This is a genomic window from Aquimarina hainanensis (assembly GCF_042684685.1).
In the GTDB taxonomy this organism is placed as follows: Bacteria; Bacteroidota; Bacteroidia; order Flavobacteriales; family Flavobacteriaceae; genus Aquimarina; species Aquimarina hainanensis.
This window is the reverse complement of record NZ_JBHULX010000004.1, coordinates 73,480-97,942: the sequence shown is the minus strand read 5'-3', so window position 1 is coordinate 97,942 and position 24,463 is coordinate 73,480. Positions and strand designations below refer to the sequence as shown.

General features: G+C 33.9%; 25 protein-coding genes. 1 reads left to right on the top strand and 24 read right to left on the bottom strand.

Translation table 11 applies throughout. The features are described from left to right. The 13 genes from ACFSTE_RS05845 to ACFSTE_RS05785 all read right to left on the bottom strand — a co-directional run bounded on the left by ACFSTE_RS05845 (window position 1) and on the right by ACFSTE_RS05785 (window position 12,952). Window positions 1-489: a hypothetical protein gene (locus ACFSTE_RS05845; RefSeq protein WP_378257684.1), complete on the bottom strand. Its 489-nt coding sequence runs from the start codon at window positions 487-489 to the stop codon at window positions 1-3. Window positions 490-1,551: 1,062 nt separating this feature from the next. Continuing rightward, on the bottom strand, window positions 1,552-2,862 hold the full coding sequence (locus tag ACFSTE_RS05840) for a VapE domain-containing protein (protein WP_378257686.1): 1,311 nt from the start codon (window positions 2,860-2,862) through the stop codon (window positions 1,552-1,554). Then, window positions 2,859-3,365 carry a hypothetical protein gene (locus tag ACFSTE_RS05835; protein WP_378257688.1) on the bottom strand — a complete coding sequence of 169 codons (507 nt, stop codon included), beginning with the start codon at window positions 3,363-3,365 and terminating at the stop codon, window positions 2,859-2,861. Before ACFSTE_RS05835 ends, ACFSTE_RS05840 begins: the two co-directional genes overlap by 4 nt. A gap of 220 nt (window positions 3,366-3,585) precedes the next feature. Next, on the bottom strand, window positions 3,586-3,867 hold the full coding sequence (locus ACFSTE_RS05830) for a helix-turn-helix domain-containing protein (protein WP_378257691.1): 282 nt from the start codon (window positions 3,865-3,867) through the stop codon (window positions 3,586-3,588). 599 nt (window positions 3,868-4,466) lie between these two features. After that, entirely contained in the window at window positions 4,467-4,943 is a 477-nt protein-coding gene (locus ACFSTE_RS05825) for an ArsR/SmtB family transcription factor (RefSeq protein WP_378257693.1), read from the bottom strand. 23 nt (window positions 4,944-4,966) lie between these two features. After that, window positions 4,967-5,437, bottom strand: coding sequence for a DinB family protein (locus ACFSTE_RS05820; protein WP_378257695.1), 471 nt, complete (start codon window positions 5,435-5,437; stop codon window positions 4,967-4,969). A 467-nt stretch (window positions 5,438-5,904) separates the two neighbouring features. Continuing rightward, entirely contained in the window at window positions 5,905-7,134 is a 1,230-nt protein-coding gene (locus ACFSTE_RS05815) for a murein hydrolase activator EnvC family protein (RefSeq protein WP_378257697.1), read from the bottom strand. After that, the gene (locus ACFSTE_RS05810) at window positions 7,131-7,901 is read right to left on the bottom strand and encodes a DUF4292 domain-containing protein (protein ID WP_176028244.1); all 771 of its coding nucleotides are present in this window, start codon (window positions 7,899-7,901) and stop codon (window positions 7,131-7,133) included. Before ACFSTE_RS05810 ends, ACFSTE_RS05815 begins: the two co-directional genes overlap by 4 nt. A gap of 7 nt (window positions 7,902-7,908) precedes the next feature. Further along, the gene (locus ACFSTE_RS05805) at window positions 7,909-9,282 is read right to left on the bottom strand and encodes a tetratricopeptide repeat protein (protein ID WP_176028243.1); all 1,374 of its coding nucleotides are present in this window, start codon (window positions 9,280-9,282) and stop codon (window positions 7,909-7,911) included. A 33-nt stretch (window positions 9,283-9,315) separates the two neighbouring features. Continuing rightward, entirely contained in the window at window positions 9,316-10,332 is a 1,017-nt protein-coding gene (locus ACFSTE_RS05800) for a sugar phosphate nucleotidyltransferase (protein WP_378257700.1), read from the bottom strand. A 119-nt stretch (window positions 10,333-10,451) separates the two neighbouring features. Then, a complete protein-coding gene (gene dut / locus ACFSTE_RS05795; protein WP_176028241.1) occupies window positions 10,452-10,886 on the bottom strand; it encodes a dUTP diphosphatase in 435 nt (144 codons plus the stop codon). Between the two features lie 92 nt (window positions 10,887-10,978). Further along, a complete protein-coding gene (locus ACFSTE_RS05790) occupies window positions 10,979-12,433 on the bottom strand; it encodes an oligosaccharide flippase family protein (protein WP_378257702.1) in 1,455 nt (484 codons plus the stop codon). Window positions 12,434-12,469: 36 nt separating this feature from the next. Next, a complete protein-coding gene (locus ACFSTE_RS05785; RefSeq protein ID WP_378257704.1) occupies window positions 12,470-12,952 on the bottom strand; it encodes a hypothetical protein in 483 nt (160 codons plus the stop codon). Between the two features lie 356 nt (window positions 12,953-13,308). Here ACFSTE_RS05785 and ACFSTE_RS05780 point away from each other — a divergent pair, with 356 nt between their 5' ends. Continuing rightward, window positions 13,309-13,893: a Crp/Fnr family transcriptional regulator gene (locus ACFSTE_RS05780; RefSeq protein ID WP_176028238.1), complete on the top strand. Its 585-nt coding sequence runs from the start codon at window positions 13,309-13,311 to the stop codon at window positions 13,891-13,893. A gap of 171 nt (window positions 13,894-14,064) precedes the next feature. On the opposite strand, the gene ACFSTE_RS05775 is transcribed toward ACFSTE_RS05780, so the two are convergent. From ACFSTE_RS05775 to porW, 11 genes are all read right to left on the bottom strand, one after another. After that, the gene (locus ACFSTE_RS05775; RefSeq protein WP_378257706.1) at window positions 14,065-14,814 is read right to left on the bottom strand and encodes a hypothetical protein; all 750 of its coding nucleotides are present in this window, start codon (window positions 14,812-14,814) and stop codon (window positions 14,065-14,067) included. Between the two features lie 182 nt (window positions 14,815-14,996). After that, window positions 14,997-15,860, bottom strand: coding sequence for an ATP synthase F1 subunit gamma (gene atpG / locus ACFSTE_RS05770; protein WP_176028236.1), 864 nt, complete (start codon window positions 15,858-15,860; stop codon window positions 14,997-14,999). Window positions 15,861-15,917: 57 nt separating this feature from the next. Further along, a complete protein-coding gene (gene atpA, locus ACFSTE_RS05765; protein ID WP_176028235.1) occupies window positions 15,918-17,495 on the bottom strand; it encodes a F0F1 ATP synthase subunit alpha in 1,578 nt (525 codons plus the stop codon). A gap of 84 nt (window positions 17,496-17,579) precedes the next feature. Continuing rightward, a complete protein-coding gene (gene atpH, locus ACFSTE_RS05760) occupies window positions 17,580-18,107 on the bottom strand; it encodes an ATP synthase F1 subunit delta (protein ID WP_176028234.1) in 528 nt (175 codons plus the stop codon). A gap of 9 nt (window positions 18,108-18,116) precedes the next feature. Next, window positions 18,117-18,617: a F0F1 ATP synthase subunit B gene (locus ACFSTE_RS05755; RefSeq protein WP_176028233.1), complete on the bottom strand. Its 501-nt coding sequence runs from the start codon at window positions 18,615-18,617 to the stop codon at window positions 18,117-18,119. Window positions 18,618-18,713: 96 nt separating this feature from the next. After that, window positions 18,714-18,905 carry an ATP synthase F0 subunit C gene (atpE, locus tag ACFSTE_RS05750; RefSeq protein ID WP_013620961.1) on the bottom strand — a complete coding sequence of 64 codons (192 nt, stop codon included), beginning with the start codon at window positions 18,903-18,905 and terminating at the stop codon, window positions 18,714-18,716. Between the two features lie 49 nt (window positions 18,906-18,954). Next, complete coding sequence (atpB, locus tag ACFSTE_RS05745) at window positions 18,955-20,052, bottom strand: F0F1 ATP synthase subunit A (RefSeq protein WP_176028231.1); 1,098 nt, start codon at window positions 20,050-20,052, stop codon at window positions 18,955-18,957. Between the two features lie 119 nt (window positions 20,053-20,171). Beyond that, window positions 20,172-20,666 carry a hypothetical protein gene (locus ACFSTE_RS05740; RefSeq protein WP_378298033.1) on the bottom strand — a complete coding sequence of 165 codons (495 nt, stop codon included), beginning with the start codon at window positions 20,664-20,666 and terminating at the stop codon, window positions 20,172-20,174. 243 nt (window positions 20,667-20,909) lie between these two features. Further along, on the bottom strand, window positions 20,910-21,137 hold the full coding sequence (locus ACFSTE_RS05735; RefSeq protein ID WP_176028229.1) for an AtpZ/AtpI family protein: 228 nt from the start codon (window positions 21,135-21,137) through the stop codon (window positions 20,910-20,912). Further along, entirely contained in the window at window positions 21,106-21,525 is a 420-nt protein-coding gene (locus ACFSTE_RS05730; protein WP_176028228.1) for a bactofilin family protein, read from the bottom strand. Before ACFSTE_RS05730 ends, ACFSTE_RS05735 begins: the two co-directional genes overlap by 32 nt. 16 nt (window positions 21,526-21,541) lie before the next feature. After that, window positions 21,542-24,175 carry a type IX secretion system periplasmic lipoprotein PorW/SprE gene (gene porW / locus ACFSTE_RS05725; protein WP_378257713.1) on the bottom strand — a complete coding sequence of 878 codons (2,634 nt, stop codon included), beginning with the start codon at window positions 24,173-24,175 and terminating at the stop codon, window positions 21,542-21,544. Between the last annotated feature and the right edge of the window lie 288 nt (window positions 24,176-24,463).

The window sequence follows — 24,463 nt, the reverse complement described above, 5'->3', positions numbered from 1 at the left end:
TTATACGGTTAAAGATTCATCAATAGGAATTTGATAGTTGGCGATTACTACAAAACCTTTTAAGGTAATGGGCAGCCCATAACTGCCAGTAGTCAGGTAGTTGGCTGCTAAAGAGGTTAACCCCCCAATATCTTTTAGTGCTGAAATTATATTTTGCGCATCGATGGTAAATGAAAGTGGTAAGGGAGTGTTACTATTGGCTTTAGCAACAAAAGAAGTAGCTAAAGGAGTGTTTTGAGAAGCCAGCAATATTCCCTTAGAGCTATAGATGTTTATTTGAAGCTGAGAAATGCTAAAGGGAGTAGAACTGTAATTTGATACCGAAAGAACAATGTTACTTTCAGGACTAAGGGAGATCGAAAGAATTTTAAATTTAGCAACGCTAATTTTAAGCCTTTTGGCATGGCGTGCCAAACTATAGACACGCCATGCTTTTAGGCTAATAATCAGAGAAAACAATAAAAAAATAAGCAACACAGTTTTTTTCATAACGCTAAGATGCGGTAAGGGGAAATACTGCTGTCCCAAAACTGATCAAAAGTGGATAAAAGTGACCAAAAAGGGATAAAAGTGACTAAAAAGGCTTGTTTTACCTCTAAATATCAGCTAACCTAAAATAAGTAGTGGATTTATAAGGCAGATAAAAAACAAGGAGTATTTTACACATATTCAGTGATTTGTAGTCTTACCAGAGTCTATAAGCAGTCTGTATTTTGTTTTATTTTGGTCGATGGGGTCAATATCTGAGAGGAAAAACCAAACCAAAAACCATAAAATAGTCTGGCAACATCCAAATTAAAAACAACGCAAAACAACATAAAAACAACACTTACTCCTTATTTAATATTATTATATAATAAAATAATATATATATAATTATATATTATATAATATTACTATATATTTATATATAATAATAGGTATAACTGTAAAAAAGGAAAAGTTTGTTGTTTGTTGCTTTGTTGTTTTTAAAAAATAACTTTTTTTTAAAAATGAAACTTTTATCGATAGTTATTATCTGAGTTAATCGTTTTTTAAGCGGGTATTTTTTGAGTTATGGAAAAAAGAAAATAAGCGGTAAATAATTCCTACAAAAAAATAAAATAAAAATAAAAAAGAAAAAGATTATAAAATATAACAACAACTAGACAACATGGCAACACTCTTTAATTAAATAGTTATAAAACCAACAGGCGAACAAGGTAAAAAAGAAAGCGAAAGGAATCTTATAATCAACATCTTAATGACTAATAAAAAACAAAAACAGCACCCCGTTTTTTTTTACAAATAGATAGATTTTAAACTGTTGTTGTTTATTTTTTGGCTGCTTTGTTGGCTGTAAGAATTAAAAAATAATAGAATATAAACCACTAAACTCATCTAAGTGAGGTCAGGGTTTATATAAATTCCTACAAAATAATAGTAAAAAAAGAGATGTAATCTCCCTTTAAAAATAAAAAACCGATAGAAAAACTATCGGTTTAAAAAGAAAATATAACCATAAATAGGGAGGAAGAAATAGTACTGTAAAGAATGTTTTTTTTAGTCTTTTTATCGGGAAGTTTGTTTTATTTCTTGTTGGAACTTTTTTTCTTGAATGTCGGTTATTTTTCGAACATAATAGACCCTGCGTACTCCTTTGCTATTGATTCTTTTTGCAATCGGTTTCGGGTAGCCTAATTTTTCAAAAGCCTGTGATAACTTCTTTTGATTTAATTTTAATCCGGAATAAGCGCAGAGCGTCGAAAGGATCTCCGAGGACATTAAAAACATAGCTCCTGCATCACTAGGCTTACAGGGTTCATAAACCTTTGATAACCATTCCTGCTCAATTGTAGCTACTTGGAAATGTTCATTGATTTTATGAAGCTGTCTCATTTCTGAATCTGAAAACCAATAAGAGAATCCTTTTTTAAATAAATCTAATGCCTGACCCCATACTTTATCCATAGGGATGGTGTGCTGAAAATTAATTGTTTCTGTAGCAAAAACCAGATACCTGCGGTTATGGGTATCGGTAAGAATTTTTCTACTATTTACCGATCCCATAAAGGAACTAACACGTGGACGCGTTTTAGTCATACGTGCAAAGGCTTTTCTATTGGTCACAAAAGGGGTGGTTATAATTGCCTTCATACTGTTAAAATCCTTCTGGAAAATATTTTCCAATTGATCATCAATATTAATCAACCATTTTTCAGCCAATAGATTAACGGTATTGTTATCAGTCAGAGAAGGGTTTATATGCCCGCAGACAAGAAATTCTTGCATCGATTCAGGACAGAGCTTATTTAACCAAGTAGTTTTTCCGCTTCCCTGGTTTCCAACTAGAATAAGACAGGTTTGATTTACCCCTTTTCTTAAGCAATTCGCTACACTGGCCACTAACCATTTTTGAAGGTAGACATGCCATAACTCTTTTATATTGATTTCTCCTATTTGTAAATCTGTAATTTCTACTGTCTCGGCAAGTTGTCCTATATAATCAATCCCATCATGAGCCTTAAGTTTATTAAAATACTCCGCTAAAGGATGATAAGATGGGGTATACTCTGACCGTAAAAGCATTTGTAATGTACGTTCTGAACATTTTAACCCCAGTAATTGTATGTTTACCCAAATCGTATTTAAAGCACGATCGTCTAAGAGCTTAAAACAGGACTCCTCTGGTTTTTTAAATTCAAGAGACAGAGCTAAATAATTAAACCGAATATCATAGGCTTGTTTTAGGTATTTTTGAATTTTTAGAATATGGACGGCTTTTGATTTTTTTTTATGCTTTTTTCCCCTTCCCGTTTTTAAGGAATTTGAATTGGTTGGCTCCTGATTATCGCCTCCAATTTCAATATGCTTAATACTCATAATGGTTTATTGTTTTTAATCTTCTTTAGTACTTGTTTTAGTTTAGAATCAATTCTTTCATATAAAATACCTTCAAGTTGTGCTTTCTTTTCCGGAGGTAACCCATCTATAAAACAAATAAGCATTTCACTAGTTTTAAAACCTCCTTCTTTATGTAACTCTTTTGCCTGATGAATAAGGGTAAGGGTGGGAATGGCTAAAAAACGTGGAAAATCAATAATACCATGGATTATACAGATCGCCTCAAACCTAATAATACGATCCGTTAATTCTTTGGTATGCTTACTGTGAATCAGCTGTCTTTCTACAAGTAAAGAGCGGGAGGATTTTATTTGCTCTTGTGTTTGATGGTAGTAGGTAATAAGACTTTTTAAAATGCGATTTTGTTTTGCGATAAAACCCTTGCTTACTTTTCCTTTTTTCACCAAATAACGTAAGTCATTTTGCATCTGTACAATAGCTCTTTCAAAATCTATTGCAATATCTTGGGAACTCTTAGACACAGATTAAGTTACTTTTTTCTGGTATGCCAAATATGGAAACAATCTGCTCAACCTGTTTAGGAGTGTAGCATCTGGAACAGCAAACCCCTATTTTATCTTTATGAGGAACAAGCCACCTGTTAAAAGTCTTATAACTAACATTATAAGCCTGTGCCAAGGTCTTTTTTGAACATGATTTGAATTGATATGTTTTCATTGCTTCGATAATTGAAAGAAAAAGTTAAACTTGGCTTTTATCCAAAAATGCTAAAATGCTTTTTTTCGAATACAAAACAGTACGACCATGTTTACTTACTGATATATGCCGTTCTTTGCGTAAATAAAGCAGTTTCCCGTTGCTTTTAATCCCTAAAAGCTCTTTTGCCTCAGATGCACTTATCCAATCACTTTTAGGCCCAGTTTCGATTTCCGGATGGGGCGCTTTTGTCTGTATACGAGCTACAACTTCATCGACTAATTTGTAAAAGGTTTTGGTATCAAATACGATAAATTTTCCCTTCATTTTAGAGGTTTTAAAAAATTAATAATCACACCATTGTTTTTGCTAAAATGATGCTTTGTAAATGTTTAATTAAAAAATGAAATAGTCAATACCTTAAAAGTCAAAAGACTGCATTTTAGAAGGTTTTAAACCTTAATGAACCCTAATGAACTTTAATCGATGAGTTAAAATTTTGTTAACTACATTTTTAAGTACACTAAAAGCCCTTAATGAACAATACATTTTGACTGTTTTAAGACATTTTAGTCTATTAGGTGGGGAAAAAACGTCAGATAAAAACAAAAGCTAGGTAAAAAATGATTACTAGGGGTGGGAAAAAAAATAATAGATTACCTTAGGTATGTTTCGTTCCAAAATGACATTTGGCAAGATAAAAAAAGTATCTCAAATTAAGATTTAATTATGCAAACATAATTTCTTTAATTTCAGTAAAAAGTGATGTAAGAAGGAATGGAAATATGTTAAAAATGTTAAAGTTTTAATTTTGTTTATATGGGAAATTACCCGAAAATTTAATACTATTGTACAGGCAATCTGTTTGCTGATTATACAAGCTATAAAATACCTTCCTTGTTTAATATATGTTTAAATAACATCCCTTAAAACATCCCAAAACCCTTGATATGACTACGTTCTTCGTGTTTTATATGTACTTTTTCTTCAAGAACTAAAATATGATTATCCACCAGTGCCTTGGTTACCTGTACTCCAAGTTTGCCGGCCAAATGATCATAACATGTTCTGGCAAATGTCAGATCTTTAGGAGTTGTAACAGGAATTGACCTGTCTTTTTCTGATATGGTAATTAAGCTTCCCATCGTTTCCACCACTCGTGCCACTTCTTCGCTGGCATATCTATAGTATCGGTGTCTTCCTTGTTTTTCTACAACCAGCAATTTTGCTGTGACAAGTTTATTCAAATGATTACTGGCTGACTGAGAAGAGACACTGGCACATATCGCTAATTCTGAAGCAGTAAACGCTCTCCCATCCAACATATTCCAAAGCATAACAGCTCTTACTTTATCTCCCAATAAAGATGCTATTTTACTAAATTGCTCTTCATATTCTTCCATACTATCATAAATTATCGATACGTTTAGTCCCAAATATTTGATCGGGGAACTCCAATAGTTCTTAAATAATCCAGCATCTGACCGGTATGGACCGCTTCATGATATGCTATTCTATTCAGGTAGTTCCCTAATTCATATCGTTGATTACATTCTTTCCTTTCAATAATAATATTGGTCATATCCTCATCAGAAACTCCTTGAATCATTTCTATAAAACGTTTCCGAAACGGGGCTGCAATCGCTAATTCTTTTTTCAGATCAACATATTCTACCTTTAACCAGGGAGATTGATATCCATTCAATTGCTCTTTTCGAGTAATAATCATATGATACAGATGCTCTCCTTCCAGTACATGGCGGATCATTTCTAATACACTAAACGCTTCTTCATCAGGTTTCCACGTATAATACATTGCTGGAATTGCACTCCAAAGCTTGATACTCCTTCTCCGTATTTCTTCAAAGTTACATATAATACTATCTTTTGCTTTCATCGAACTTGTATATTCTGATTTATACTAATATTTGTCTTAATCATCTTTGCTAAAAAACACTGTTTATATACTCATACATCCATATTATTCTTCAGAAAGACATCATCCTTCTAAAAAAACAGGAAATAAACAATGCGGCAATAATGGTTGCTCAGGTTTTATTAAAGAAAAAAGGTAAATGATATAATAAGGAAGCTGTAGTATCGATATGAGTCTCTTCTTTGATTTACGCCCAATTTACACTGTCGTATCTTCCTGTCGAAAATATTTTTTTTCATACTAACCACCTGATGTTTTATGCTTTTATATATTGATAAAACAAAAGTAGCCAGTCGAATGTTTTTATAGTTCATTTCAGAATGAACTATGCAATTTTTCATCACATAAAAAAGAGATAAGAGGAGGCTATCTAAATTTTAATATAAACAGGTATACACAAGAAATAATATCCTTCTATTCATTTTGAATCACATCTTATACACCCATGTTTGCGGGTTCAGACGTTTGGCATTTTGATAAATCAAAAACTTCATAATAGCTCTTCCTGTTGCAGGATTGGTTCTCACCTGACCAATTTGTTGTTTGGTTTTTACAGCATCTCCTTCCTTGATGGTTATGTTTTCCAGATTGTAATAGGTAGTAATATAGTTACCATGGCGGATCTGCACTAGTCTGCTGGCTCCTTTGAGTTTTTGTATTGCAATGACTTCTCCATCAAAAACAGCTCTGGCTTTTTCTCCAGGCTGCGTTTCTATTTCCACACCACTACTATTAATCTGAATATTGGGTAAAGTAGGATGTGGTTGTCTTCCAAATTTCTTAGTAATTCGTCCCGTACCCACTGGCCAGGGTAGCTTTCCTTTATTGGCAGTAAAATTATCTGCCAGTTTTTTAGCTTCTGCAGTTAGTGCAAAAGTGGTTGCTGATCCTTTTTTAGTAACTTTTTTCCCAACTTTTTTATTTGCCTTAGCAATAGCGTCTCTTATCAACTTCTCAATGGCTCTATCAATCGCACTGGCCTGCTTTTCCTTTTGTTTTATTTTTTTGGTATAAACTCCAGCCTCTTTTCGAATAGACGCCATTAAAACCTCTTGTTCTTCCCTTTCTTTTTCCAGGTTCTTTTCGGCTTCTTTATTTTCTCCTATCAAGACTTCCTTATCTTCTTTCTGTCTAACAAGGTCTTTATTTAACTCCTGAAGTGCTATGGTCTGATTTTCGATCTGCTCTACTTTCTCTTTTCGATACTCATTATACTGCTTCATATATTGAAGTCGTTTGTATGCCTGCGAAAAATCATTGGATGACAGTAAGAACATAATTCGGCTCTGTTTGGACTTACTCTTATACGATTTGACCACCATTTTAGCATACTCTTTTTTGAGTAACTCTATCTCTTCTCTTTGTTTTCCCATTTTTTTTAGATTCGCATCTATTTCCCGGGACAGTAAATTTGTTTGCTGATTTGTTACCTTAATAAGGTTCTGACGTGTACTTATCTGAGATTTTAATGTTTCTACCTCGTCTAATAACGAACGTTCTTTCTTTTTATTCGTTTCTCGAAGTTTCTTCATTTGTGCTATTTCCTGTCTTAACTTTTCTCTTTTCTTTTCTAGCTCTCGCTGTTTAGCACTTTGCGAAAAAGAAGAAGCACAAATCAAAAAAAAGCAACTTAAATATAGTATTCTGGATAATTTCATTGTACGGTTACTTGGGTATAGCCTGCTGGAATAGTAAACGGAAAACTCACCTTTGCATTATAATCTACAGTCTTATATTCTAATTTTAAGGTGGTATTATCCTCATTATTGGTAGCTACAATGTAGATTTCTTTTGGAAAACTTTGATTCGCCAACCTTTGATAGTCCACATAATTTATTGCCAGATTTTTTGACCCCTGTGATAATTGTTGTGAAAACATTTTATAATTATCCGGATTGACGAACAGCAATCGCTCAAATAGTTCTAATTGTTTCTTAGGAATTAGCTGGTATTTCTTATCGACAACAGCGGATTTGTACTTTTCTTCTCTCAAATTAAAAAGTGCCTGTCCCAACAGCATTTGTTGTACTTTGTCAAAATTAAGATCTGCTCCCAGCCACTTACTAAGCATCTTAAAATCTCCTTCGAAATAAGTGTGATTTCCTTTCTCATAATAACTAAACGACTCCGGAGTAATTAATGCTTTGGCAACAGTAATCCCTAATAGCTTAGCACTTAGCCATATTGTTTTGTCTTTCTCCATTCTCAGGGTGACATTAGGACTAAATGAGCGCTCTCCATCAGAATACCTTACTTTTAATCTCGCATTCAGTGTTTTAAAATTAAATGAGTGATTATAATGATTGGCAATCACTTTTTCTGCGCTTATTTTTTTTACTTTTCCGGTATCACTAATTGCTTTTGTCCCTTTACAAGATTGTAATAAAAAAACGATCGTACAAAGTACGTACAATATCCTCTTCATAAAAAAATTATGATTTATTCTGAATCTCTTCAGATTTCTTTTTATACTTATTTGCCTTGGCAGATTCCCCCAACTTACCATAAGCAATTCCCATTTGCAAATAAAAATCAGATTCCATCTTTACATCATCAATGATATAATCCATTCCCTGACTTAATATTTCTACTGCTGTTTTAGCTTCTTCCAGATGAAGTAATGAAACACCATTGACTAAATACAAAATAGGCTGAGAAGGAAACATTTCTATAGCGATCGCACTTCCTTCTTTTGCTTTCTCATACCTCCCTAAATCCAACTGAAGCAATAACATTCTTTTTAAAAGATCAAAATCTTCAAAATTATCAGTCATTCCTTTTTCATAAAAATTAAGGGCGAGTTCTTTTTTATCCTGACCAAAAAAATAATTTCCTATTTCTTTGAAAATTTTCTGACTCTTTTCTTCTTCAGAAAAAGCTAAAGAGGTTTCTATTAATTCTGATTCGTAAGAAGGGTTTTTGCTCACAAAATCCAGAAAATCATTTAATACTTTCTGTTTGGAATCCACATCCATCTCTTTACTTGCCAACACTACCTTCATCGAATTGACTGATTCGTCTACTTTATTATCCTCGAGATAAAACTTATACAATGCCAGGTGAACGAGTTCTGAATCCGGTTTCTTTTTTAATAGTTCTTTGGCTGTTTCGTAGGCTTTTTCTTTCTGGTTATTTTTGCTATAAAGATAAATGAGATTAATATAATTACGCTCACTATTAGGCTGCTCCTTTATTTTGTTTTCCAACCGTGCGATTTGCCCGCTTTTATTATTAATTCTCGCATGAATTCTGTCTCGCAGCTTATTTCTATACGAATCAGCACCAAATTCATCATCCAGTTCATCTAATGCTGACAATGCATCATCGTATCTTTTTTCTAGAAAATACATATTTGCCAATTGCTCTTTGAACAAAGGATTATGTACAACTAGTTTTTCTAAAACAGCTACGGATTCTTTGTATTTTCGTTGAGAAAAATACACTTCAAACAACAGCTCTAAAACATATTTATCATTAGGTTTTGCTTGCAGGACTTTTTCAAAGCCTTCCTGAGCATTCTGGTACTGCTTTAGTTTTAGATAGTTTTTTCCTAATTCGAAGTGAATATAAGAGGCACTGGGATTAATTTTCAGGCATTTTTCCAGTGCCTCTATAGCTTTATCATAATTTGTAATAGCTTTTTGCCTTAATGCTTCAAAAAAATATTCCTGAAAATCATCAGAAACATCTCCTAGATCATCAATGTTTATTTCTTGTTTTGGTTCAATCTCTTGTGCCTCTACCCCAGTCAATACTGTCAGTGAACAGAAAACCAAAAAGCCGAATTGTTTACAAATCTTTTTCATAAAGTTGTTTAACCAAGATCCCGTTATACCGTATTATTCTAATACCGAATAATCTCCTATACTTATGGTAGTGAATTCACCGTTGTATACAACTTTATTCCCTATCATAGCATTGTCTAAGTTAGCGTTTTTTATTGTAGTTTGGGTCTGAATCAAACTATTTTTAATGGTGGTGTTTTCTATAACACATCCATCTCCTATAGATACATCAGGTCCTATTGTAGCATTTCTGAGTACTACATTTTCTCCTACATAACACGGAGGTATAATCGTTGCATTTTCTTTTGTAATGGTATTGCTCATTAATTGTTCTCCATCTTTTTCAAGAAACCCGAGCATTCTGGTATTGGTTTCTACCGTTACGTTTTTATTACCACAATCCATCCATTCATCTACTTTTCCTGTCACGAAGACTTTTCCATCTGCCATCATTCTTTTTATACCATCATTAATCTGATATTCTCCTCCGTGCACAATATTGTGATCCAGAACATGTTGTAGTTCTTTTTTCAGAACACCTATATCTTTAAAATAATAGATTCCAATTACAGCCATATCAGAAACAAACTCTTTTGGTTTTTCTACAAGTTCTGTTATTTCATTACGCTCATTGAGTTTGACAACTCCGTATGCTTCCGGATGTTCAACTTGTTTTACCCAAATCACTGAATCTGCCTCCTTGTCCAGGTTAAAATCTGCCCGAATTAATGTATCTGCATAGGCAACTACTGCTGGTCCTGATAGTGAATCTTCGGCACACATAATTGCATGTCCGGTTCCCAGGGGTTTATCTTGTCTGTAAATTGACGCTTTAGCCCCCAAACTTTCTGCTAATTCCGTCAGGCTTTTTACGACATCTTCTCCAAAAAAAGCCGGATCACCCAAAATAAAGGCAACTTCTTCTATCGGTTCTCCCAAAACTTTTGCTATATCAGAAACCAATCTATGCACAATTGGCTTCCCTGCTACAGGGATAAGTGGTTTTGGTACAGTAAGTGTATGAGGTCTTAATCTAGAACCTCTTCCCGCCATAGGTACAATAATTTTCATACGATTTGTGTTTTTCCCTCTTTTATAAAGGGTGTGTTATACATTATAAAAAGTTGTTTTTATACCTTGAATACTGTTCCCGGTATTCAAGTGGGGAGTTTATTATTTATTGTGAATACTTATTTCGTTCCTGTACTTCCAAACCCTCCTTCTCCTCTGGATGTTTCTGAAAGTTCTTTGACCTCTGTCCACGTAGCCCGCTCATGCTTAGCAATAACCATTTGCGCAATTCGTTCTCCATTTTCTATCGTGAAATCTTCATTTGATAAATTTACCAGAATAACTCCAATTTCTCCTCTGTAATCTGCATCTATAGTTCCTGGTGCATTTAATACTGTGATTCCTTTTTTAGCTGCTAAACCACTTCTTGGTCTTACCTGCGCTTCATATCCTACCGGTAACTCTATAAAAAGCCCAGTCTTGACAATTGTGCGTTCTAAAGGTTTTAATGTTACGGCTTCTGTAAGAAAAGCCCGTAAGTCCATCCCTGCAGAAGCTATGGTCTCATAATGTGGAAGATCGTGTGAAGATCTGTTAATAATATTAATGTTCATGTGTTTGTTATATATATTTTCTGATTGATTTAATACAACTTCTGATCCCAAAAACGGTCTCTGACTTCTTTATCTAATCAATCGTATACTTTTCATTTTTTGCTTAAAATTTCTTTGATTTCCTTTTTCTCAAAAACATACAAAACTACTAAAAACGACAGGAATAAAGGGATTGAAACGATATAATTACAGTCGAACAAATAAAAAGAAACCACTGTAATCCCTATTGTCATAATTAAATACATTGCTATTCTTTTTGTTTCATAAGGAATGGGGTAGTGTTTTTTTCCTAGGTGGTATGAAACCAGCATCATGATTCCATAAGCACATAAGGTCGCTATTGCCGACCCCATATAACTATAAAAAGGAATCAATATCACATTCAACAATAAAGTTATAATAGCACCAGCTACGGAGATATAACCTCCGAACTTGGTTTTATCAGTAATCTTATACCAAACAGATAAATTATGATATATCCCTAAACAGAAATTAGCTAGCAATATCAAAGGTACAATCCCAATCGCTTCCCAATATGCTTTATTTGGTATTAAATATCGCTTTATAATTGGCAAAAATACTATCACTCCTAAAAAAATCACCGAACCCAGTATCACAAAATATTTGGTGATTCTGGCATAGGTATCAGGTGCATTTTTTTCTTTTGCATGACTAAAAAAGAACGGCTCTACTCCCATTCTAAAAGCAGTAGCGAATAAGGTCATAAAAACGGCCAATTTATAACAAGCTGCATAAATCCCAATAACATGATCGGAACTTTCTTTTGGCAATAATTCTTTTAAAAGCACTCTATCAAAACTCTCATTAATAGAAAAAGCAACTCCCGAAATCAAAACCGGTAAGGCATACCGCATCATTTTATTCCAAAGTATTTTATCTGGTCTCCCTTTAATTTTCCAATAGAACGGTATTAATAATACAAGGGTCAGACCACTGGCAATCAAATTAGAAATAAAAATATAGTTTATCTCATAATCATCTTTACAAATACTATCTAATAAGGGCACATGAAATACAAGATCATGCAAAAACAAGAGGAAGAAAACATTAAGCCCAATGTTTACTAATACATTGCAAATTTTAATTGCCGCATATTTTATCGGTCGTTCATTAGCTCTGAGCCAAGCAAAAGGAATAATAACCAAAGCATCCAATAAAAGGATCCATATAACTAAATGAATATACTCTTGTTTTATATCTACCAGGGTTGCGATTTGCTTTTCAAAAATCAATGCCAACACAAAAAAGCAAACTGACGAAATCACTAATGAAACTGCGGATGTACTTACTACCTTTTTCTTATCGGTCTCTTTTGTATAAAACCTAAAAAAGGCTGTTTCCATTCCATATGCCAATAAAACATTGAATAAAACAAAATAGGTAAATATAACAGATATTTCCCCGTAAGCCTCTGTTGGAAGGAGCCCTGTGTATAACGGAACCAATATAAAAGACAGCATTCTTGGTAATACCGTTGCTACACCATAAATAAAGGTCTGTTTAAAAAGTTTTTTTAGTATTGCCAATGAATATGAATTATACAGATTTTACCCTTATTTGTTTTATTGTTTTGCGGATGGGTATGCTATAAAATCTTTTTCTTCCAGATTATTAATTTTAAAAAATCCTTCTTTATTTCCATCTTTATAACTTACTATACACTCATTATATTTTAGGGTAAAAGGACTTTTTTCTTCAATGACAGGGAGTTGATTCCCAAATTCTTTCTTCGGATCGTCACTCATTATCAAATCTTTTCTTGTTTCTGGATATGTATACCGCCCTACATAGATGGTTCCTTCTTTTTGAAGTGCTATTTTTCGCTCTTTAAAATAGGCTGTTTGAAGCACTATTTTTGTTTCTTCTTCTACAGGTATATAAACTGTAAATCCACTCCCTCCCTGGGCTACTCCGGAATACCATTTCTGGAAATACGACTTCGCAATTTTAACCGGAGGTGTTTTTTCTATTTTAGGAGTACTGCCACATTGCCCAAATAGTATTGTAATAACTATAACCCCTAAATTATATAAATAAGATTTCATCTGTTTCTTTTTAATTAGTAACAATTATGGTATTTTATTTTTACACTGGTCAATACCACACCTTCTTCTTTGCACCAAGTAATCAAATTTAATACCTTTTTTACAACAGACCAGTACTCTTCATCAAATCCCCTGATTATTTATGAGAAAACAAATATAGTCATCGTTTCCATTATTACGGTTCAAAACTAGTTTGACAACATGAAAACTGTATCAGCAATATGTTAATATTATCTCATTCTGTGTTAAACATACACTTAAAAAAAACTTAAATCCATTTTTTTTACAATTTTTAATAGTAAATAGATACATAATGCGACACTCTATAAACTAACAAACTCTTAATTCTTTTACCAATGGAACATATAGTAAAAGGTATTTTCGGGCATCTGGTAACGTTATCTGATTCTGAATGGAAGGAAGTATCTAGTCATTTCAAATTAAAAAAATATCCGAACAAATCGTATCTCTTAAGAGAGGGACAGATCGCTAATGAAACATTTTTTATTATTAAAGGCTGTTGTCGTGCTTTTCATAATTTTGATGGGAAAGAAAAAAACATTTGTTTTAGCAGAGAAAACTGTTGGGAAACAGATGTGGATAGTTTTTTTAACAACAAACCTTCTGCTACCTATATCCAAGCAATAGAAGATATGACCGTATTGAGTCTAACATTAGATAACAAGCTACGTCTTTTTAAATACCATCAACGTTTTGAACGGTATTTCAGAATTCTTGCAGAGCAAATGATCACCTATCTTCTGGATGTACTGATAAAAAGAGATACCCTATGTGCCGAAAAACGATTCCTTGCTCTAAAAAAAAGACAAGCTTGGGTTTTTCAACGTATCCCTCAATACCACATTGCTTCTTTTTTGGGTATCTCTGCTACTTCCTTTAGCCTTATTCAAAAAGATTTATTGTTAAAAAATAGCGTATAAGCTTTTACCCGATATCACTGAACTGTTTCGAAGCTATCCTAAACGGTAAAAGACACACTTAAAATGGGTTTTCTCTTTGCCATTTCTCAGAATGTGGAATAAAAAGCCTTAATATATATAAAAATACTTCCATTGATTATTCGTGTTTATCAATTACAGGTTTATTATAAATTACACTCTTTCCAGATGAATGTTTACGCAATTATCTCTGATTAAATCTATTCCTTTCCACTCTCCCCATACTCCTTCTTTTGGAGGGACAATACTTTTAGCTGTTTTGTCCAAAAACAGGGTTACATAGTCTCCTAATTCATTAAAACTACTACTTGCTTTCATTCCTCTTCTGGGAAAATGCTCCCAAAAAACAACATAATTGTCTGCAACCATTAGAATCGCTCCATCTGATCTCTCGGAAGTGTACGCATCTGCCCATGTCTTTATAGAGGCTAAAAATGCTTCTTCGCTTTGCCCTTCATGTTTATATCCTACTTTATGATATACTGTTCCGTGCATCCAATCGGATTCCTCATCTACCAAATAATAGGGCTGATTAGCTTTTACTATTCCTTTATACTGTTTTACAGCTCGCATGCTGCTGTTTTTTTTACTGTACGTTTGATCGAATAGTAATGTGAACAACCGTTCTACTACTGTATTGGATTTTTCTTTAGAAATATTCTTAGATTCCCAAAAAAGTAATGCTGTCTGATCCGGTATTGCCTTGGGTTTATTTTCAGGATTCGGTAAAGAAGGAATGTATGCATTCAATCCTATTTTAGGTCTAAGGAAAGAGCATACAGGTACAATTATTGACCCTAGAAAATCTACAAATTCGTCGTATGTTTTTTCTTTCGTTTTAAAACCGCTCCACACGGAAACAGCATCCGGAGCTATTGGTTTATATTTTGGTCCACTACCCATTTTTATCTTTCTTTGATTAATAGCCGCATACAACACCTCTTCGTTTTGTATGAATTATCGTTCAAAATTAGTGGCTGATAAAAAAATATGAAAGCGTAGTTTTACCTGTTTTTAAAAAATAAAAAAGTCCCGTGAAATGAATCACGGAACTTTGAAATAACTAGTTAACTAGTATTTATCTTTTAACCATTTAATGCTTCTGCACCACCAACAATTTCTAAAATTTCATTGGTAATGGCTGCTTGTCTTGCTTTGTTATAAGAAAGTTTCAGCGAGTCTCTTAGCTCTGTTGCATTATCGGTTGCTTTATGCATTGCTGTCATACGTGCTCCATGCTCAGAAGCAAAAGAATCACGTAGTGCTTTATACAACTGTGTCTTTAATGATTTTGGAATCAGCTCATTTACAATTTCCTCTTTAGAAGGTTCAAAAATATAATCTAAGCTTACATTTGATTCTTCGTTTTGTACCGGAACAATTGGTAAGAACTGTTCTGTAGTTACTATCTGAGAAGCTGCATTTTTGAACTTGTTATATACAATAACAATCTTATCATAAGATTTATTAGTAAACAATTCCATCAACTCTGATGCTATTTCTGCTACATTAGCAAAGGTAAGGTCATCATACACATTACTTTTATTAGCAATAACAGTATGTGTTTTAGAAACAATATCGTCTACTTTTTTTCCAATAGTAACAAAATCTACTTGCTTTCCTTCATATTGATTTTGATACAGATCTTTTACTGCTTTTAAAATACTAGAGTTAAAAGCACCTGCAAGACCACGGTTAGAAGCTATTGCTACTACCAATACTTTGTTTACTTCTCTTTGTTCAGAATAAACACTTGCGCTATCTCCTTCTAAGCTAGCACTAAGACTTTGTAATAGCTCTGTAAGTTTATCTGCATAAGGTCGCATAGCGGTAATAGCTTGCTGTGCCTTATTCAATTTTGCTGCAGATACCATTTTCATGGCACTAGTAATCTGCATAGTTGATGATACAGAGGTAATTCTATTACGTAATTCTTTTAAGTTTGCCATAAACTAAAGTCTTTTATAGTACCTTAGAACGGGTTCTAAGGTACTATAAATTAAAAATTATTTATATTTTGCCGAAATCTCTTTTGAAGCTGATACTAACACATCGATTACTTCGTCTGTTAATTTCCCAGCCTTCAATGTATCTAAACTATCTCTATGCTTTGCATTTAGATACTCCAAGTAATCTTTTTCAAATTCCTTTACTTTATTTACCGGAACTTCACTTAACAAGTTTTTAGAACCAGCATATACAATTGCAATTTGATCTTCTACTGTATATGGATCGTTTTGACCTTGTTTTAAGATCTCCACGTTTCTCTTTCCTTTTTCGATTACATTCAATGTAGCTGCATCTAAGTCAGATCCAAATTTCGCGAATGCTTCTAATTCACGGAATTGTGCCTGATCTAGTTTTAATGTTCCTGCTACTTTCTTCATTGATTTGATCTGTGCAGATCCTCCTACACGAGATACAGAGATTCCCACATTAATTGCCGGACGTACTCCTGAGTTGAACAAGTCAGATGTTAAGAAGATCTGTCCATCTGTAATAGAAATTACGTTTGTAGGAATATAAGCAGATACATCTCCTGCTTGTGTTTCAATAATAGGAAGTGCTGTTAGTGATCCTCCTCCTTTTACTTTATCTTTTAAAGACTCAGGAAGGTCGTTCATGTCTTTAGCAATGCTATCATCAGCAATTACTTTTGCAGCACGCTCTAGTAATCTTGAGTGAAGGTAGAAAACGTCTCCTGGATATGCCTCACGACCTGGTGGACGACGTAATAATAACGATACCTCACGGTATGCTACTGCCTGTTTAGATAGATCATCATATATAATTAATGCTGGTCTACCTGTATCACGGAAATATTCTCCGATTGCAGCTCCTGCAAATGGAGCATATACTTGCATTGGCGCTGGGTCAGATGCGTTAGCTGCTACAATTGTAGTATATGCTAATGCTCCTTTTTCTTCTAATACTTTAGCGATATTTGCTACTGTAGAAGCTTTCTGTCCGATAGCAACATAGATACAGTATACTGGTTCTCCAGCATCATAAAATTCTTTTTGGTTTAGGATCGTATCGATACAAACAGTTGTTTTTCCTGTTTGACGGTCACCAATTACAAGCTCACGCTGACCTCTTCCTACAGGTACCATCGCATCAATCGACTTAATTCCTGTTTGTAGCGGCTCATTTACTGGCTGACGGAATACTACCCCAGGAGCTTTACGCTCTAATGGCATTTCGAAAGTTTCACCTTCGATTGGGCCTTTACCATCTATAGGATTTCCAAGTGTGTCTACAACACGACCTACAATTCCTTCTCCTACTTTAATCGATGCAATACGCTGTGTACGTTTTACTACTGCACCTTCTTTAACCTCTGTAGAAGAACCTAAAAGTACTACCCCAACATTATCTTCTTCCAAGTTCAATACAATACCCTCTAAACCTGATTCGAACTGTACTAATTCTCCGTACTGAGCGTTAGACAATCCGTATACACGAGCGATACCATCTCCTACTTGTAATACTGTACCTACCTCTTCCAATGAAGCGGATGCTTCAAATCCAGATAATTGTTGTTTTAATATTGCTGATACTTCAGCAGGATTCACTTCTGCCATTTTATAGTATTTAAAGTCGAATAAGTAAAACTACTTATTCTCTATTATTAAAATTAAACGTTTTCTTTTTAAAAACGTATTTTGTTAATTACTCAATTCTCTTTTTAAACTAGTAAGTTTATGGGCAATACTAGCATTATATTGTAAATCTCCTACTCTCAGAATAAACCCTCCGATAATACTCTCATCGATAAGGTTCTCTATTGTAGCTTCATTACCTGTTAATTCTTTTACTTTGGCTAACACTTTAGTTCGCAATGCATCATCCAATGGTATTGCTGTGGTAACAGTCGCAACTTGTGTATTGTTTAACTGGTCAAACAATAAGCTGTACTGTCTGGCTACCTGATCTAACTGATCTACTCTTTTATTAGCCAGTAACACATCAAAAAGTTTATGCGTTAACGCTCCTGATCCTTTAAAAACTTCTTTTAATGAAGCGCGTTTTACTTCATTTTTAACCAAAGGACTATTCAAAAGCATTCTTAACTCAGGACTATTTTCTACTGTCTCAGAAATAGTCTTCATATCATTTTGCACATCTTGTGTCGCTTTTTGATCTTGAGCTATACTCAAAACTGCCTTTGCATAACGTATTGCTGCTCTACCCATCTTTACTGATTAGTTTAAAGTAACATCTTCTAACATAGACTCAACCAATTCTAATTGCTGACCCTTATCGTTTAATTGTTTTCTCACTACTTTTTCTGCAATCTGAACAGAAAATTCTGCTACCTGACTTTTAAGGTCTGCGATTGCAACTTTCTTTTCACTAGCAATAGTAGCTTGTGCCTGAGCTACAATTTTATCAGCTTCTTCTTGTGCTTCTGCTTTTGCATCTGCTATCATAGACTCTTTAAGCTCTCTAGCTTCTTTCAACATTGTATCTCTTTCAGCACGAGCTTCATTAAGAATTCTTTCGTTATCTGCTTGTAAATTTTGTAGTTCTTTTCTAGCATTCTCAGCAGAATCCAATGCATCCTTAATTCCCTCTTCTCTGCTGTTTAATGAATCTAAGATCGGTTTCCAAGCAAATTTTCTCATTAAAACAATTAAGATTAATAAGATAATCGCCTGCATAAAGAATAACCCGGGAGAAAAATCATTTAATAACTGATCCATGTTGTTTTATATTTTTTTGTTTAATTTTTTGTCTCGTTCTACCTGTTTAAAACATTTCCTGCAACCAACCGTTGCAGGAAATATCTTTTGTTCTAATTAAGCTTTTCCTAAGATTAATGCACCGAATGCTAATCCTTCTAGAAGTGCTCCGATGATAATCATCGCAGTTTGGATTTTACCTGCAGCTTCTGGCTGACGAGCAATACCTTCCATTGCTTTTCCACCGATCTGACCTAATCCGATTCCTCCTCCGATTACGATTAATCCTGCTCCAATTAAATTGTACATACTAATTGATTTATATAATTAAACAAATTCTTATTCTACTTTTATTTTTTTAATGATGATCGTGCTCTTCAACCGCCATCCCGATAAACAATGATGACAACATTGTAAAGATAAATGCCTGCAAAAAGGCTACTAATATTTCTATTACAGAAATAAATAATGCCAATACTAGTGACATTCCTGTAGAGGCTACAGGACCAAATACAGTTTTCATAGTAATCATCAATGCAATCAAACTCATCACTACAAAATGTCCTGCTGTAATATTAGCGAAAAGACGAATTAATAATGAGAATGGTTTCGTCAACATTCCTAATATCTCTATTGGCATTAGGATTATTTTCATAGGTACTGGTACTCCCGGCATCCAGAAAATGTGTTTCCAGTAATCTTTATTTCCACTAAACTGCACAATAAAAAATGTAAATAATGCTAAACAGACTGTAACGGCAATATTTCCTGTTACATTAAATCCTAGTGGTGTCAAGCCTAAAAGGTTCAAGATCCAAATAAAGAAAAACACAGTTAATAAGAATCCCATGAATTTTCTATATTTTTTCTCACCAATATTAGGTTTTGCAATTTCATCTCTTACATAGATTACTAATGGTTCTAATACTCTGGCAAACCCTGTTGGGATTGGTCCTTTTTTATACCCTCTAGCCAAAGCAGAAAACCCTAAGAACATTAATAGTCCAGCTAATAACATCCCCACAACACTCTTAGTTATTGAAAAGTCTAAAGGTTTTGCATTTGTTGGGTGATGTGCTTCATCATAGTTGATAGTTCCGGCTGCATCTGTTTTATAAATTTTTCCGTGGTATAACTTATAATAATTCCCATCTACCTCTGCTACTGTTTCTCCATGATGAAACTTAGAAGACATAAATACTTTCAATCCACCATCCCATAAAATTACTGGCAGTGGAAACCCGTAATGCGTCCCTGTTTGCCCGTCGGTATAAAAAATAAAATCGTGGGAATCCTGAAGGTGATGCTTGATATACGCATCGATCTCTTCTTTGGTATCTATTTGATTTCCTTCTGTTTTGTGATCCGTGTCACCAGATTTTGCAAAAGTAGTGATACTTGAAAAAGCAAGCAGAAGCACTACTGAATACTTGATGGTCTTTTGAAATACTTTCATTTCCTAAATTCTAGTCTTTTTTGTACGCTCTGAATTTGGGTGCAAAAGTACATTATTAATTTTCAATAAACATATAGAATTTCGCTTTTTTTATCTTTTTTTGATTTTCGTCATTGTATTTATTCTTTCGATCCGATATTCTTAATAATTTTTGATGACATCAAAACTAATACAAATGAATACATCAGATAAAAAACCAAAAACACTGCTCTCTTATGCATTGTCTCTGAATCATCTAACCAGCCTAACTTATACACAAACATACCTGCTAAAATCATTTTAGCCAGTAAAAGTCCCATCAAAACATAGGCTGCATGTATTGGAGATACTTTGTAAACCACAGCTACCATACCATAAACAAACAATACCAAAAGCGACAAAAACACATGTTGTTCTCGTATGAGCGAATTTGTTCCCAAATCAAGGAAACTTGTTAGCAAAAAAACATGAACTGCGTAAAAAGTAAGGCTACTAACTATTATATATATCATATATATCAATAATTGTTTTATATCTTTTTTTAGATCCATATGCTTATTTCTCAAACTTGTTTTCATGTTGATAAAACCTTTTTTAATCATTCTTAAATCAGCCCAAATGATTTTACTATACATTTTATTGCAACATACTATTTTCAATGTTTTTTCAAATCGCAAACTTACTTATTAATATTCTTTGTACCGCAAAAACTTATCGAAAGAAATATTCCTTTTTTATACGATTGTACTTCCTTGAAGGAGGGGATCTTAATTTCTATAAAAACAAAACCTTGATTATACTGGTTATGTATAATCAAGGTTCTCTTTATTGGCACTGCCAAAGGGTATAATACCCAAGACCTGCCTTGAAATTAAAAATTATTTTCTGTTTGATTCTTTAATCACTTGCCACAACACAGATCCAATCGCTAAAAATACTGCAGCTAACCCTACCCATTTCTGATAAACAGGTTCCTGATTAGCAGCTCTCTCATCCAGATACCCTCCGAGGTAGTACCCTCCTATAATAATTGCTAACATTTGGATACCAATAGTGGTATATCTGGCAAAGCTTTTAAGCTGATTTCCCTTGTTGTTTTTGTCCATCTGATTTACTTAGGGATTTTACTCCTCCTTTCATAGAACAAGAAGCATTAAATGTAGCCCCTGGCTCTACCGCTAGTTTCCCGGTAGTTACTTCTCCATCTATAACAGCAGTAGGTTTTAGAGACAATGTCCCGGAAACTAACAGGTTTCCTGAAAATTTCCCTTCAAAATCTGCATCAGAGCACTCTAATGTCCCCTGAATAAACCCTGATTTACCTACTACGACCTTTCCGGTTGTTTTAAAAGTTCCTTCTATAGTTCCTTCTACTCTGAAGCCTCCTTCAGAGATGATATCTCCAACGATTTTAGTTCCTTCAGAAATTTTATTCTGATTTCTTGAAAAATCTGATGCTCCGCTGTCTTTTCCTTTTTTATTGTCTGAAAACATACTATTAGGGGGTTGTTTAATTATTATTTTCTTTTAATTGCAGATAAGCATCTACATTTTTATGTATTTGAATCACTCTATAATTAGGGGAAGCAACTACAAAAAACGGAGCTTCTACTTTTTTATGATATTTCTTTTTTCTCTTCGAATTTGTTTGATCTACCCCCCTGGTATCTTCTACTTTTCCTATACCTAATAGTTCTGCTAATCCCAAGGCGCCCATTTCATTTCTCTTTGTATGCACTACTACAAATTGCTTATCTTTTGTATATACATCAATAGTCACCTTCATTTTATCATATCTCAGCTCTTTTATAATATCGTCTAATACTTGTTTTAGCTCTTCTGCCTGGTGCATTCCATAAATAGAAAACGGAAAGATAAGCTTATGATTTTTATCTTCTTCTACTCCTTCTACAAACTCTTTACTAGCAATTTGAGGAATCGATGTCTGATATAGCAATTGTGCTTTTTTTCCTTCCGGACTCTGCGGATAGTTTAAAGATACGTAATTTAATGCTTCTTTGTACGGTTCAAATCCATGATAACGTCCAACAGCCTGTGCTTTTAACAACTCAAACTTAGCAACAAAATCTTCTCCGCCAAATTTAGTAATCATTTCATCACTTTCTTTAATTACCTCAGCATACTTTTGATCTTTAAACAATTTATACAAACGATTGTATATTGCCTCAGGACTATTCTTATCTCCTTCCAATGCCTCTTCCGGGTTTTGCAGAATTTTTGCATACCGGGAAGCTCCATGATTATTAATAATGTCTTGCTTTACTTCATTCGCCCGCAATGTCTCTTCTTTTGCAGTATATATTTTATAAAGGTTATACTTAGAGGGCACAATCAATCGTTCTTCTGGATTATTATCCAATACACCTCTAAATTTATCTACTGCCAACTCATATTCTCTGAACTTTTCTTTATAAATCACCCCTAGTTGATAATAGGCAAAATTACGTTCTGTATGCAAACTATCAATAATTGCAGGATCTTCCGGAACAGTAGCAATGTATGTCTGAGGGTCAAACACCGGGTCTGTATCAATTGAATATGGTTCCTCTTCTTCCTCTTCTTCTCCTGAAGACAGCTTTGATGGTTCTGATATACTAGACACTCTCCAATTGTCTTTTAACTCTCGATTACCAAATGCTTTTTTAAAGGCTGTTTTTCCATAAGCTACCACTGTCGGGTTATAAAAATAAAACACTCCTCCTGTATTAGGTCCTGAAGGAGCTGTACCACCAGGAGCTCCTGGCTGCACAAAACGTCTCTCTGCCGGCAACTCTGCTTTTATTCTCTCAATCTCAGCAGCTTCTTCTGCTGCTTTTGCTGCTGCCTTTATTTTTTCTGTGTATTCTGAGTAAAATGCAAGTCTTTCTTCCGGTGACATTTTTACCACTGATAGAATACTATCATTTTTTTTGGCGATTCCTTCGTAAAGGATGACATCATCCAGATTTTCTCTCTTTTTTTTCAGAACTCTGTATTTTTTCGAGTTCTCAACCATTCGCTCTAAAGTACTATCATAGTACGCTCCTGCATGCGCGTATTCTTTATGATCAAAACTTATATCTCCTAATGCTTTGTAATTAAATGATTGCAGTTTTCGATCTTCCTGTTTTGTTCTCAAAGATTTATTGTAATACGCTATAGCCAGGTCAATCGAGTCCAATGTTCTAAAATACACTGCTTTTTGATTATAAATACGATCTAAAAACGGGCGATTCTCCCTGTTTTCTTCCATATCTGTAAGCAGTTCGAGGAAAGCTAGTTTGTCTCCCTTTTCATAATCAAAATTTCTCGCCTTGGCCATATAAGCATTGATCATATATCGTCTAGGAGTTCGACGATTCAAGTCAATTACCTGATCATACGCATAATTAGCGCTGTCTTTATAACCTAATTCGTCTAATAATTGTCCTTTTATATACAGATACCGTCCTTTTTCTTCATTATCCTGGGTATGAATAGCCGCCTTATTGATATAAGTGATAGCAGAATCTTTCATTTTCAGGTTGACAAATGCCTGTGCCAACATAGCTGAGGCATCAGCATAGTCCTGAGGCTTCATGTATTCTTCGGCAATCATTTTGGTAAGATCTGCTATTGCTTTTTCATTATTATCCAAACGCATATTGGTCTTTGCTCTCCAGACCTTGGCATGGTTAATTGTATTACTGGTAGGATATTTATACAAAATATAATTAAACGCTTCCAATGCCGGAATGAATCGTTGTTCGAAATATCTTGATTTCCCTAACAAAAGAAAAGATTCGTCTATTTTGGGATTTCGTTCCTTCCCTCCGATCAGCATACTGTGTTTCTGAATCGCCTTTATCGCTTTTTCTTCTGCCTTGTCAAAATTTTGATTTAACACTTCTCCGGGAAGTCGAACGTCTTCACTTACAATCATACGTTCTATTGGCAAAAGCTCCCAAAAATCATCTTTATAGCCTTCGACAATATCCCCTCTTCCTTTGTCAAAAGCAAGCCTTCCATTGTATAGGGTATTGTTTTTTGTGGTGATATTATGCCATGTTCTATTGACAAATTTGTCTTTTTTACGCGAACAACTCACACTCATAAGAAGAGTGACACATATAACGATGATAATTTGCAGTGAATTTCTACTCAAACCTAAATCTTTTATACGCTTGATAACTTAAAATCTTAGTTTTTAGTGTATCAAGAGTTCATAAAAACAATCCGAATTTGGTAAAAATACATTACTTTCTATAAAAAACAGAATATCAAGTAGTTTTTCTCTGTTTATCTTTCTTTTTTACGCAATTCACATCTCTATTCATTTATAATACAACGAGATAGAAATCACACTTCTATTAATAAGTACAACAGAAAAAATTAGCTACCCGTCTCATAAAGCATTTTCTTATATTGATCATTCATTCCAAAGTGATTTACG